Origin of the sequence: Pseudomonas marincola (genome assembly GCF_900116605.1) — a bacterium.
GTDB classification, from domain to species: domain Bacteria; phylum Pseudomonadota; class Gammaproteobacteria; order Pseudomonadales; family Pseudomonadaceae; genus Aquipseudomonas; species Aquipseudomonas marincola.
In genome coordinates this window covers 216,395-228,516 of the sequence record NZ_FPBC01000001.1, presented here as the reverse complement: position 1 = coordinate 228,516, position 12,122 = coordinate 216,395, and the positions used below count along the sequence as shown (strand labels likewise).

Sequence of the window (12,122 nt, the reverse complement as noted above, 5' to 3'; positions counted from 1 at the left end):
CAGTGAAGCAGTCAGCCCGCCAGAGGCGGGCATCGGGCTGCATCCCTGCGTGCATTCGACGGCAGGTGGCAATGGCTGGCAGTAACATCGGTCTGCGTAACCATTGCCGTGCGCCGGCAGGCACGGTCACTCCATGTTGATAATGACGTGCTCTTGCCACAGTTGCGGAATTGCCTTGGAGGTCGCTTCCCAGGCAGCGGCATCCTTGATCGGCTTGACGCTGGCGTACTGCTCGTTCGGCAGCAACTTGGCCTGCACTTCAGCTGGCAGGGTCAGGTGATCTGCACGAATCGGCCGGGCGTTGCCTTTAGCCAGGTTGATCTGGCCGGCGTCACTGAAAATGTACTCACGCGCCAGTTTTGCAGCATTTGGGTGCTTGGCGTATTTGTTGATGATGGTCGAGTAGCCGGAAATCACCGAGCCATCCGATGGAATCAACACTTCAAAGCGGCTTGGGTCAATCTGATCGCGGTAGCTCAGGCCGTTGAAGTCCCAGACCACGCCCACTTCAACTTCACCTTTCTCAAGGGTTTGAATGGTCGGGTTGGAAAGCGACAGGCGTCCTTGTTCGGCAATTTCGCCGAAGAAGTCGAGGCCCGGTTGAATGTTCTTCTCGTCACCGCCGTTGGCAATTGCTGCAGCGAGCACACCGTTTACGGCTTGGGCGGCGGCACTTACGTCACCGATCGCAACCTTGTAGCTGCCTTTCTTGAGGTCGGCCCAGCTCTTGGGAATGTCCTTGACCAGTTGCTTGTTGACGATAAAAGCGATGGAGCCGGTGTATGCCAGCATCCAGTGGCCATCTTTATCTTTAGCCCAGTCGGGGATTTGATCCCAGTGCGTCGGCTTGTACGGTTGGGTTACGCCTTGCTGCACGGCGATTGGCCCGAAAGCGGCACCGACGTCGCCGATATCAGCCGTGGCGTTGTCTTTTTCGGCCGCAAACTTGGCGATTTCCTGCGCCGAACTCATGTCGGTATCGATGTGCTTGAGGCTGTAAAGCTTGTTCAGGTCAGCCCAGGTGTCCTTCCAGTTGGCCCAGCTGTCAGGCATACCGACACTGTTTACTTCGCCTTCGGCGCGAGCAGCTTTTTCCAGTGCTTGTACATCCATGTCAGCGGCCATGGCATTGGTTGCCAAAGCAATGGCCGAGCCCATCAGTGAAGCCAGCAGCAGTTGTTTCATTTGAAACTCCTTTGCATGAAAGTAGTGGTCTAGATCAGCAGTACCCCAGCTAATCTAAGGCTTGCGCGTGACAGTTTTATTTAATCCAGCCGACAGAGATGTCTAGCCTGTGCGCCGACTGTTGCAGAACAAGCGTAGACCATGGATAAGTGCTTGATTAATGGGTGCGTCGAACCTGGGAAATGCCTGCCTGCAGCGCGTTGTCATCTGCTGGTCATCTAGCCTGAATAGGCTTTACTCACTATCCGGCCGGATGATCCGGTCGCGAGGTTGGACTAGGCCAGGGGAAGTACCGATGGGCGAAGAGGCTCCGCGGGCTGTTACGACGATTTGCCGCGCGCTGCAGGAGCAGATCGAGCATGGCCTGCTCACGTCTGGATGCAAGCTGCCGTCCGAACGCAGGCTCAGTGAATTGTTTGAAACCACACGCATTACCTTGCGTGAGGCGTTAAGCCAGCTAGAGGCGCAGGGGTTGGTCTATCGCGAGGACCGCCGTGGCTGGTTTGTTTCCCCGGCGCGACTGGCCTACAACCCGCTGGTGACCAGCCATTTCCATGCAATGGTCACAGAGCAGGGCCGCGTGCCCGCAACCGAGGTGCTCAGCGCACGCCTGATGCCGGCCACCAGCGAGGTCTGTCAGCTGCTCGAGTTGCCGGCATTATCCAGCGTTTATCAGGTACGTCGTGTGCGCCGGGTGGACGGTCGGCTGGTGCTGTATGTCGAGCATTATCTCAATCCACGTTTCTTTCCGCGGATTCTCGAATTCGACCTGCGTCGTTCGCTCACGGAGGTCTATGCCAGCGAGTACGGGATTTTCTATGGGCGGGTGCGTTTCGATATGGTTTCGACAGCGCTGCACGCCGATGCCGCCAGCAGCTTAAAGGTGGCCGCCGGCAGCCCGGCATTACGGGTTACCCGAATCAACCGGGATCAGCATGGGCGTTTGATTGATTGTGACCTTGAGTATTGGCGTCACGATGCCATTCACGTCAGTGTCGAGGTGCCACAGACGGCTTAGAGCCGGTGTTGCGGGGCGCAGATTGCCTGCTGCCCCGCGATTCAGCTTATTGCGGCTGGTTTTCAGCCGGAACGCTGACGGCGCCATTGGCGATACACGCCGCGGCGGTGAACAGTGCGTCGGTCGAGGAGTTCAGCGCAGTTTCTGCCGAGTCCTGAACGATACCGATGATGAAGCCGACCGCAACCACTTGCATGGCCACGTCGTTGGGAATGCCAAACAGGCTGCACGCCAGCGGAATCAGCAGCAGAGAACCGCCGGCCACACCGGAAGCGCCGCACGCACTGATCGAGGCCAGCAGGCTGAGCAGCAGCGCGGTCGGCAAGTCGATGGCGATGTTGAGGGTGTGCACGGCTGCCAGTGTCAGCACGGTGATGGTGATCGCGGCGCCGGCCATGTTGATGGTCGCACCCAGTGGAATCGACACCGAGTAGGTTTCTTCATGCAGACCCAGACGGCGGCACAATTGCAGGTTGACCGGAATGTTGGCGGCCGAGCTGCGGGTGAAGAATGCCGTGATACCGCTCTCGCGCAGGCAGGTGAAAACCAGCGGGTAAGGGTTGCGGCGGATCTTCCAGTACACGATTGCCGGGTTGATGATCAATGCCACAAAGAGCATGCAGCCGACCAGCACCAGCAGCAGATGCAGGTAGTCGAGCAGGGCGCTCATGCCGGTTTCGGCCAGCGTTGCCGCGAACAGACCGAAGATGCCCAGCGGCGCCAGACGAATGACCATCTGCACCACCGACGTCACCGCTCCGGCCATGTCGCCAAGCATTTGCTTGGTGCTGGCAGTGGCATGGCGGAAAGCAAAACCGAGACCAATGGCCCAGGCCAGAATCCCGATGAAGTTGCCTTTGAGCAGGGCGTTGACCGGGTTATCGACCACGTTCATCAGCAGCGTCGTGAGAACTTCGCTGATGCCGCCCGGAGGCGACAGGTCGGCGCTGTTGCTGACCAGCGTCAGGCTGGACGGGAAGGCGAAGCTGGCCAATACCGCTACCAGTGCTGCGCTGAACGTGCCCAGCAGGTAAAGCACCAGAATCGGCTTGATATGGGTTTGCTGCCCGCGCTGATGGTTGGCAATGGATGCGGCGACCAGAATAAATACCAGCACCGGTGCAACAGCTTTCAGCGCGGAGACAAACACATTGCCGAGCAGGCCGACTTTATGTGCGGCCTGGGGGAAGAAGAACGCCAGCGCAATACCGGCAATCAGGCCGATGATGATCTGGGTGACCAGGCTGGTGCGGTTGATCAGACGAAATAGCGGGTGATCAGTCATATAACTGTCTCAAAAAGTCGGTGATCGAGCGGCGGGTTCGGATGAACGCCTGACTGCTTTTGGCAGTGCTCATCTAGTTATGTGCTGCGCCTGTTGGGTTTGGGCGCAAAAATAAGCGGCGGACTCTAGCACAACCGCAGCCAGTCTTGGGTGACGCACATCAGCCAAGATCAGCAAACGTCGCTTTTCAGCGTTTCATCCATCCCGCGCTCAGGATAGTCTAGGTGCACTCCGACTGAGCGAGAACTGCCATGAATGATCAAACCCTGGATGCCGATACGGCTGAAACCGCTGACGACGCCGTGCAGCTTTCAGCTGTCGAGGCGCGAGTGTTGGGCTGCCTGATAGAGAAGCAGGCGACCACGCCTGAGGCCTATCCGCTGACACTCAATGCGCTGGTGCTGGCCTGTAATCAGAAGACCAGCCGCGAGCCGATCATGAACCTTGCGCCGGGGCCTGTCGGGCAGGCTTTGCGCAGCCTAGAGGCGCGCGGGCTGGCACGTTTGCAGATGGGCAGCCGCGCTGACCGTTGGGAGCAGCGTGCCGATAAAACCCTGGAACTGGTTGCGCCGCAGGTGGCGCTGGTTGGCTTACTGTTGTTGCGCGGGCCACAAACGCTGAATGAACTGCTAACCCGCAGCAGCCGGCTGTTTGCCTTTGATGATGTCGAGCACGTGCAGCAAGGTATCGACCGCCTGATAACCCGGGGCATGGCGTGTCAGGTGGCGCGCCAGAGCGGCCAGCGTGAAGATCGCTACATGCATTTACTGGGTGAGCCGGCAGACTTTCAGGCCGCCGTTGAGGCCCGCGCCGCCTCGGCAGACACCAGTCAGGCCGCTCCCAGTCCAGCCTATGAGCAACGCCTGCAAGCGCTGGAGGCGCGAATCGCCGAGCTTGAGGAGCGCCTTGCCGCGCTGGAGTAGCGTGTTGGGCGGAAGGCAAACCGTGCGTCGCTTGTTCAACGGCGCACGGGCTTCAGCGCTAAATCGCTTGAGTGCTAAGCCTTAAGCGTAGTTCTGCGGGCTGAGCTTGCGCTCGACCATCTCGATCAGAATGTGCAGCACCTTGATGTGCAGCTCTTGCACGCGATCGGCGTAATCACCGCCTGGCGCACAGATGCAGACGTCGGCCAGCGCTTCGAGCTTGGAGCCGGGCTTGCCGGTCATGCCGATGACCTTGACCCCGAGCTTTTTCGCCGCTTCTGCCGCATTCAACACGTTAGGACTTTTGCCGCTGGTGCTGATGGCGATCAGCACGTCACCGCTGCGCCCGTGTGACTCGATATAGCGCGAGAAGATGAAGTCGTAGCCGAAGTCATTGGCCACACAGCTGATGTGGCTTGGGTCGCTGATCGACACAGCCGCAATGCCCGGACGGTTGTTGCGGTAACGTCCGGTCAGCTCTTCGGCAAAGTGCATGGCATCGCACATCGAACCGCCGTTGCCACAGGAAAACGCCTTGCCCTGATGCTCAAAGCTGTTCACCAACAATTGTGCAGCCTGCTCGATATTGCGCAGGGTTTGCTCATTGTTGATGAAGTTGTTCAGCGCGGTTTGCGCCTCCAGCAAACTGTTACGAATATGTTCGATCATGTGGACCTCAAGGCAGCTCAGGGCTGCAATAGAATGCACTCAGAACAGTCACCAGATGTGCCAGATCGTGGCTGCCCGCCAGCTCGCGGATCGAGTGCATGGCAAAGGTTGGCAAGCCGATGTCGACCGTGCGCACGCCTAGCTGGCTGGCGGTAATCGGGCCGATGGTCGAGCCGCACGCCATGTCGCTGCGTACCACGAAACTCTGCACCGGCACTTCGTTCTCAAGGCACAGATGGCGGAAGAAACCGGCTGTTTCGCTATTGGTTGCATAGCGTTGGTTGCTGTTGATCTTGATCACCGGGCCGGCATTAAGTTTCGGGCCGTGGTTGGCGTCGTGCTTATCCGGGTAATTGGGGTGCACGCCGTGGGCGTTATCGGCCGAGACCAGCAACGAGCGCTGAATGGTCCGCACAAAGGCGTCTTCGTCGGTCAGCAGGCGGCGCAGCACTTGTTCCAGCATCGGTCCATCGGCGCCGCAGGCAGAGCTTGAACCGATTTCTTCGTGGTCGGTGCACACCAGCACACAGGTTTCGCTGTCGGCGGAGTCGAGCAGGGCTTGCAGACCGGCGTAGCAGGACAACAGGTTGTCCAGGCGGGCACCGGCAATGAAGTCGCGCGACAGGCCGATAACGGCAGCGGGCTGGGTGTCGTAGAAGCTCAGCTCGTAGTCGAGTACGGCGTCGGCATTGAGGCTGTGTTCGCCCGCCAATTGGCTGGCCAGCAGCGCACGGAAATCGGCCGGCTCGGTGCCGGCGATTTGCGCAAGAATTGGCGGCAATTCGGTTTGCGGGTTGATCGCCCAGCCCTGATTGGCTTCACGGTTGAGGTGAATGGCCAGGTTGGGGATGGTGGCAATCGGCAATTCAAAGTCGATCAACTGGCTCTCGACCTTGCCGTCTCGGCGGAAGGTCACGCGCCCGGCCAGCGACAAGTCACGGTCGAACCATGGCGCCAGCAGCGCGCCGCCATACACCTCGACGCCGAGCTGGAAGAAGCCCTGACGTTGCAGCTCGGGATGCGGCTTAACGCGCAGGCACGGGCTGTCGGTGTGCGCGCCGACCAGGCGGATACCGCCCTCGATCAGCGAGCGCTTGCCAAGTTTGAAAGCGATAATCGAGGAATCGTTACGGGTTACGTAGTAGCGACCACCGGCTTCGGTGCGCCAGGTTTCGCGCTCATCGAGGCGCTGATAACCGGCAGCTTCAAGGCGCATGGCCAGGCTTGCGGTGGCATGGAAAGGGGTGGGCGAGGCCTGCAGGAAATCGATCAGGCCTTGGTTGAGTTCGTCACGCATAGAGCACTCCGGGCAGCAATGCCCCGAGTTTATAGGATTTGCCGGTTTTTCGCTGGGCTCAACAGGGCTTGCTGCTTCACGCTGGGATGCTGATCAAACTCAGCACATGTTCAGCTATCAGGCTGAACTGGCCGGTCAACTCACTGCCCGCAGGCCATTGTTCGGATAAATCGATCAACAGGCGCATCCGCGCCGCGCCGCTTTCGCTGGCATCGGCACTGATGAGTTCGGCGTCGTGAAAATAAAATCGGGTGAGCACCTGCGGATACAGGGCCTTGAACAGACTTTCCTTAATCGAAAACGTCAGGCTTATGCGCCAGGCGCGTTGCTCATCTGACAAGCCAATCATTTGCTTGAGTTCATTGGGCGTGAGTATTTCCGCGCTGAGGCGTTCGGCGCGTTGCGCGGGCAGCAGTTTCTCGGCGTCTATGCCGAGCCCGCGAAAGTCCGAGCGGCTCGCGGTAATTGCACCGGCCCAGCCTTGGCCGTGGGTAATCGAGCCGCACACATCGCTTGGCCACTGCGGCGCCCGATCGGTGCCCACTGCAGGCACGCTGGCTGTACCCGTCAGGCTGAGCAGCGACTGGCGGGCGCACAGGCGTCCGGCCAGATACTCGGTCTGGCGCTTGGCGACGCCGCGCACCGGCGCGATATCGCAGCGTGCAAAGTCTTCTGCCAGCAATTGCGCAGGGTCGAAGTGGCAACTGGTCAACACCACGTCGGTTAACGGCTGCGGGAATGGCCAGTGCTGACTCAGGTCGCTACAACAGGCGGGCATTTCGGGGCTATTGATCATTGGCGTATTTTGCATGGCGCAGGCGGGCTAAGCCAGTCGCTTAAGTAGGGTTTACAGGGCCTAGTTGGCCAGATTGGCCTGACGCGACAGAACAAATGGTTCAACGGGCAAATGACTCAGAACACCTTCATCAGCATGACCCCGGCCATGATCGCGCCACAGGCGAAGAGGCGTCGAATCGGCAGCGTTTCCTTGAGTAATAGCCAGCCGATGAGCAGGGCAAATACCACGCTGGTTTCGCGCATGGCCGACACCAGCGCCACGGGCGCCTGTGTCATGGCCCAGATCACAATGCTGTAAGCCAGCATCGACATGACGCCGCCGATAAAACCGTCACGCCAATGGCCGCGCAATGCGAGAAACACTTTTGGGCCGCGCAACAGGGCCAGCACCAGTGCGGTGACCACGCCGTTGGTGATGAACAGCCAGATCGAATAGGACAATGCATCCTGATTAAGTCGCGCGCCCGCTGCATCGCTTAAGGTGTAGCCGGCGATGCAGGCCGCCGTGAGCAGTGCGTTGATCAGCAGTGGCCGATTCATCGGAGCGTGGCGGTTGCCGCCATAAAAGGCCATCAGCCAGATGCTGGCGACCAGAATCAGCAAGCCCAGCAATTGGCCGCTGCTGAGGTGATCGTGAAGCAAAAATACCGATAGAGCAGCGACAATCAGCGGCGAGCTGCCTCGGGCTATCGGGTAGACCTGGCCCAGATCGCCGTGTTGGTAGGCCGAGGATAAAAACCGGTTGTAGCCGATGTGCAGCAACGCTGACAGGCCGATCCACGGCCACGCGGCGCTCGACGGGAAGGCCACGAATGGCGCTGCCAGCAACGCCGCGATGCCCGCGCTTATCTGAATCAGCGAGGCGGTCAGGTAGCGGTCGAGGCCGATTTTAAGCAGTGCGTTCCAGCCAGCGTGCAAGGCGGCTGCGAGAATAACGGCGAGGAAGACCCAGATGTCCAACGTAAACGTCCTTATGCCGCAGCCTGCAGATATTGCACAGCGGCATAAGGACTTTCACACGGCAAATTCAATCCTGTAAAGAACCAGTGTCGCTGAATTTACCAGCCAGGCACGCCACTCATGTCTGGCAGTTTGTGGGCGATGCCCTTGTGGCAATCAATACAGGTTGCCTCGCCACTGGCCAGTGCGGTTGAGTGCATTTGCGTGGCGCGTTTACCCTGTTTGGTAAAGTCCATGTAATCGAAGTTGTGGCAATTGCGGCATTCCAGCGAGTCATTCGCCTTGAGCCGTTTCCATTCGTGCTCGGCCAATTCGCGGCGGTGAGCCAGAAACTTCTCGCGGGTGTTGATGGTGCCGAAAATCTTGCCCCAGACCTCTTTGGAAGCCTGCATCTTGCGTGCGATCTTGTCAGTCCATTTATGCGGCACGTGGCAGTCCGGGCAGGTGGCGCGCACGCCTGAGCGGTTGCTGTAGTGAATGGTGTCCTTGAGTTCAACAAACACGTTGTCGCGCATTTCATGGCAGGAGGTGCAGAATTCCTCGGTGTTGGTCACCTCCAGCGCCGTGTTGAATCCGCCCCAGAAAATAATCCCGGAAATAAAACCGACCAGGGTCAAAAATCCCAGGCTGTAGTGCACGCTGGGCCGACGCAGTACGCCCCAATAATCCTTGAGTAAGGCGAGCAATGCTTTCATGACGCCTCTCCTTAGGGTTTCTTCGCCGCTTCAGCGGCTTGCTTTTCCAGTAACTGGTCGATGGTTTCGAAATTATTCTCGACCAGGGTCGGGGCATTCTTTTGCGTGACATGGCACTGATTGCAGAAGTAGCGCCGTGGCGATACCGCCGCCAGTGGCTGACCGTCGCGGTCCATGTAGTGCGTGATGCTAATCATCGGCGCCTGGCTGCGCTCGCTGTTGGCGCGGCTGTGGCAGCTCAGGCACTTGTTGCTGTTTTTATCGAGGTGATAGCCACGAATACTGTGCGGAATGGTCGGCGGCTGCTCGGGGTAATTGCGTTCGCGTTTGAGGTCTTTGTTTTCGGTCACACTCAGTTCGGGCGCAGGCAGGCTTTCGCTGATGGTGCCACCGGCGCGCCGGCTATCCGGCGCCGGCGCATCGAGTGGGTAGTTGAGGTCGCTGGCAACAGCCAGGCCGAACACGGCGAGTAGCATCAACGGCAGTAGGCGATAACTCATGACTGAATTCCTCAGGCCATTTTGACCAGTTCGATCTTCACCGCACACTTCTTGTAGTCGGTTTGCTTGGAGATCGGGTCGGTGGCATCCAGGGTGACTTTGTTGATCAGTTTTCTGGCGTCGAAGAACGGCACGAAAACCAGACCCTGAGGCGGTTTGTTGCGCCCGCGTGTTTCAATCCGGGCACGTGTTTCACCACGCCGGCTGATGACCTTGACCTCGCTGCCGCGTCGGGCATTCATCGCCTTGGCATCTTCGGGGTGCATATACACCACGGCGTCCGGTACGGCCTTGTGCAGTTCCGGCACGCGCTGGGTCATGCTGCCGGTGTGCCAATGCTCAAGCACCCGACCGGTGCATAACCAGAATGGATATTCCTCGTCCGGAGACTCGGCCGCGGGCTCGTATGGCAGGGCGAAAATGATCGCCTTGTTGTCGGCATTGCCATAAAACTGCACCTCGCTGCCTTTCTCGACATAGGGGTCCAGCCCCTCGCGATAACGCCAGCGGGTCTCTTTGCCATCTACTACCGGCCAGCGCAGGCCATGTGCGACGTGGTAATCATCGAATGGGGCAAGGTCGTGGCCGTGTCCGCGCCCGAAGGTGGCGTATTCTTCGAACAGGCCTTTTTGCACATAGAAGCCAAACGCCTTGACCTCATCGTTGAGGTAACCTTCGGCCAGGTCTTCACTGGGGAATTTGTCGACATTGCCGTTTTTGTAGAGCACATCGAACAGTGTTTTACCTTTGAGCTCCGGCGCTTTTGTCAGCAATTCGGCAGGCCAGACTTCATCGGTGGTGAAGCGCTTGGAAAACTCCATCAACTGCCAAAGGTCGGACTTGGCGTCGCCGGGCGGGCTAACCAGTTGATGCCAGAACTGCGTGCGGCGTTCGGCGTTGCCGTAAGCGCCTTCCTTTTCCACCCACATGGCGGTCGGCAAAATCAAGTCGGCTGCCTGCGCTGACACAGTCGGGTACGGGTCGGAAACCACCACGAAGGCGTCGGGATTACGCCAGCCCGGCAAGGTTTCCTGCATGATATTGGGGCCAGCCTGCATGTTGTTGCTGGCCATTGCCCAATAGACTTTGAGCACGTTGTCCTTGAGCATGCGGCTCTGTTGCACGGCATGAAAACCAGGCTTTTCCTGAATGGTGCCGGCCGGGACTTTCCAGATTTTTTCTGCGGTTTCGCGGTGCTTGGGATTATTCACCACCAGGTCTGCTGGCAGGCGGTGGGAGAAGGTGCCGACTTCGCGGGCCGTACCGCACGCTGACGGTTGGCCGGTCAGAGAGAATGGGCTGTTGCCCGGCTCACTGATTTTGCCGGTGAGCAGGTGGATGTTGTAGACCATGTTATTCGCCCACACACCGCGGGTGTGCTGGTTGAAACCCATGGTCCAGAACGACACGACTTTGCGTTTTGGGTCTGCGTATAGCTCGGCCAGTGCTCGCAGGCGCTCAGCCGGAACGCCGCTTTCCTTGGCTGCGCGGTCCAGTGTGTAGGGTTTGACGAATTCGGCGAACTGCTCAAGCGAGATGTCGGTCCAGGTGTTGGCCTTGTCGGCGTTTTTGGCCTGCATCTCCAGCGGATTATCGGCGCGCAGGCCGTAGCCGATGTCGTCGGCGCCCTTGGCAAACTTGGTGTGCTTGCTGACAAAGTCCTGATTGACTGCGCCGGACTCGATGATGTGATTGGCGATGTAGTTGAGAATCAGCAAATCCGTTTGCGGGGTGAACACCATCGGAATATCGGCCAGCTCAAAGCTGCGATGCTCGAATGTCGAGAGCACGGCAACCTTGACCTCGGGGTGGCTCAGGCGCCGGTCAGTGACCCGGCTCCACAGAATCGGGTGCATCTCGGCCATGTTCGAGCCCCACAGTACGAAGGCGTCTGTGGCTTCTATGTCGTCGTAACACCCCATTGGCTCGTCCATGCCGAAGGTGCGCATAAAGCCCATAACTGCCGAGGCCATGCAGTGGCGCGCGTTGGGGTCGATGTTGTTGCTGCGAAACCCGGCTTTCATCAGTTTGTTGGCGGCGTAGCCTTCCCACACCGTCCATTGCCCGGAACCGAACATGCCGACCGATTCAGGCCCGTTGGCCTTGATGGTTTCCTTGTACTTCTGGGCCATGATGTCAAAAGCCTGGTCCCAGCTGATCTCGACGAACTCGCCTTGCTTGTCGTACTGGCCGTTGCTCATGCGCAGCATCGGTTTGGTCAGGCGGTCGACGCCGTACATGATCTTCGACAGGAAGTAGCCCTTAACGCAATTGAGGCCGCGATTGACCTCGGCCTTGACGTCACCGTGGGTGGCCACGACTTGATTGTCTTTGGTGGCGACCATCACGCTGCACCCGGTGCCGCAGAAGCGGCAGGGGGCCTTGTTCCAGTCAAGGGTAGTCATGTCTGCTTCAGTAACCAGATTGCTTGCCGAGGTCACAATCGGCATCCCGGCAGCTGCTGCGGCAATTGCAGCGGCCTGGGCTTTGGCAAACTCGCGACGGGTCATGCTCATTGGGATTCTCCTTCCGGGGAGAGTATTTCGTGATAGACCAGAGCGGCGTTGAGCACACCCGGCAAATTACTGATTTGATCAATACGCTTAAGAATCTGGCTTTCATTCTCCGCCTCGATTACCACCACCAGCTTGCCCAGCGGGCTTTCCTGATGCAGTTCGAGGTCAGACAACAGGCGCAGGTTGGCTTTCACCTGCGCGAATAATTCGGGGCGTGCGTGCACCAGTAAACTGGCTATGTGCAGGGTTTCTTGCATGGATATGCTCCGCAATGTG

12 protein-coding genes are annotated in these 12,122 nt (G+C 58.9%); 2 read left to right on the top strand and 10 right to left on the bottom strand.

All coding sequences use genetic code 11. The annotated features are described in order from the left end of the window. Nucleotides 1–126: 126 nt before the first annotated feature. Entirely contained in the window at nt 127–1,185 is a 1,059-nt protein-coding gene (locus BM395_RS01150) for an ABC transporter substrate-binding protein (RefSeq protein WP_069898953.1), read from the bottom strand. Nucleotides 1,186–1,480: 295 nt separating this feature from the next. On the opposite strand from BM395_RS01150, the gene BM395_RS01145 reads away from it, so the two are divergent. Continuing rightward, the gene (locus tag BM395_RS01145) at nt 1,481–2,203 is read left to right on the top strand and encodes a UTRA domain-containing protein (protein WP_069898951.1); all 723 of its coding nucleotides are present in this window, start codon (nt 1,481–1,483) and stop codon (nt 2,201–2,203) included. Between the two features lie 46 nt (nt 2,204–2,249). Here BM395_RS01145 and sstT read toward each other — a convergent pair whose 3' ends face one another. Beyond that, complete coding sequence (gene sstT, locus BM395_RS01140) at nt 2,250–3,488, bottom strand: serine/threonine transporter SstT (protein ID WP_090508592.1); 1,239 nt, start codon at nt 3,486–3,488, stop codon at nt 2,250–2,252. 251 nt (nt 3,489–3,739) lie between these two features. Here sstT and BM395_RS01135 point away from each other — a divergent pair, with 251 nt between their 5' ends. After that, entirely contained in the window at nt 3,740–4,411 is a 672-nt protein-coding gene (locus BM395_RS01135) for a YceH family protein (RefSeq protein WP_090508591.1), read from the top strand. An 81-nt stretch (nt 4,412–4,492) separates the two neighbouring features. Here the strand turns inward: BM395_RS01135 and lpcA are convergent, their stop codons facing one another. The 8 genes from lpcA to BM395_RS01095 form a co-directional block, all read right to left on the bottom strand. After that, nucleotides 4,493–5,080 (bottom strand): D-sedoheptulose 7-phosphate isomerase, encoded by a 588-nt coding sequence (gene lpcA, locus BM395_RS01130; RefSeq protein ID WP_069898946.1) that lies wholly within the window; start codon nt 5,078–5,080, stop codon nt 4,493–4,495. A 7-nt stretch (nt 5,081–5,087) separates the two neighbouring features. Next, the gene (locus BM395_RS01125; RefSeq protein ID WP_069898945.1) at nt 5,088–6,377 is read right to left on the bottom strand and encodes a M18 family aminopeptidase; all 1,290 of its coding nucleotides are present in this window, start codon (nt 6,375–6,377) and stop codon (nt 5,088–5,090) included. 76 nt (nt 6,378–6,453) lie between these two features. Continuing rightward, nucleotides 6,454–7,173 (bottom strand): 4'-phosphopantetheinyl transferase family protein, encoded by a 720-nt coding sequence (locus BM395_RS01120; protein WP_090508590.1) that lies wholly within the window; start codon nt 7,171–7,173, stop codon nt 6,454–6,456. 116 nt (nt 7,174–7,289) lie between these two features. Then, a complete protein-coding gene (locus BM395_RS01115) occupies nt 7,290–8,135 on the bottom strand; it encodes an EamA family transporter (RefSeq protein ID WP_069898943.1) in 846 nt (281 codons plus the stop codon). A 98-nt stretch (nt 8,136–8,233) separates the two neighbouring features. Then, nucleotides 8,234–8,830, bottom strand: coding sequence for a cytochrome c3 family protein (locus tag BM395_RS01110; protein WP_069898942.1), 597 nt, complete (start codon nt 8,828–8,830; stop codon nt 8,234–8,236). A gap of 11 nt (nt 8,831–8,841) precedes the next feature. Continuing rightward, entirely contained in the window at nt 8,842–9,330 is a 489-nt protein-coding gene (locus tag BM395_RS01105) for a nitrate reductase cytochrome c-type subunit (RefSeq protein WP_090508589.1), read from the bottom strand. Between the two features lie 11 nt (nt 9,331–9,341). Continuing rightward, nucleotides 9,342–11,846 (bottom strand): nitrate reductase catalytic subunit NapA, encoded by a 2,505-nt coding sequence (gene napA / locus BM395_RS01100; protein WP_090508588.1) that lies wholly within the window; start codon nt 11,844–11,846, stop codon nt 9,342–9,344. Then, nucleotides 11,843–12,103 carry a chaperone NapD gene (locus tag BM395_RS01095; protein ID WP_069898936.1) on the bottom strand — a complete coding sequence of 87 codons (261 nt, stop codon included), beginning with the start codon at nt 12,101–12,103 and terminating at the stop codon, nt 11,843–11,845. The genes napA and BM395_RS01095 overlap by 4 nt, the downstream gene beginning before the upstream one ends. Between the last annotated feature and the right edge of the window lie 19 nt (nt 12,104–12,122).

Excerpts from the sequence above, each read along its gene's own strand:
- BM395_RS01110 (WP_069898942.1), bottom strand. The coding sequence starts at position 8,830 with ATGAAAGCATTGCTCGCCTTACTCAAGGATTATTGGGGCGTACTGCGT.
- BM395_RS01120 (WP_090508590.1), bottom strand. The coding sequence starts at position 7,173 with ATGATCAATAGCCCCGAAATGCCCGCCTGTTGTAGCGACCTGAGTCAG.
- lpcA (WP_069898946.1), bottom strand. The coding sequence starts at position 5,080 with ATGATCGAACATATTCGTAACAGTTTGCTGGAGGCGCAAACCGCGCTG.
- BM395_RS01145 (WP_069898951.1), top strand. The coding sequence starts at position 1,481 with ATGGGCGAAGAGGCTCCGCGGGCTGTTACGACGATTTGCCGCGCGCTG.
- BM395_RS01095 (WP_069898936.1), bottom strand. The coding sequence starts at position 12,103 with ATGCAAGAAACCCTGCACATAGCCAGTTTACTGGTGCACGCACGCCCC.
- BM395_RS01125 (WP_069898945.1), bottom strand. The coding sequence starts at position 6,377 with ATGCGTGACGAACTCAACCAAGGCCTGATCGATTTCCTGCAGGCCTCG.
- sstT (WP_090508592.1), bottom strand. The coding sequence starts at position 3,488 with ATGACTGATCACCCGCTATTTCGTCTGATCAACCGCACCAGCCTGGTC.
- BM395_RS01150 (WP_069898953.1), bottom strand. The coding sequence starts at position 1,185 with ATGAAACAACTGCTGCTGGCTTCACTGATGGGCTCGGCCATTGCTTTG.
- BM395_RS01105 (WP_090508589.1), bottom strand. The coding sequence starts at position 9,330 with ATGAGTTATCGCCTACTGCCGTTGATGCTACTCGCCGTGTTCGGCCTG.
- BM395_RS01135 (WP_090508591.1), top strand. The coding sequence starts at position 3,740 with ATGAATGATCAAACCCTGGATGCCGATACGGCTGAAACCGCTGACGAC.
- napA (WP_090508588.1), bottom strand. The coding sequence starts at position 11,846 with ATGAGCATGACCCGTCGCGAGTTTGCCAAAGCCCAGGCCGCTGCAATT.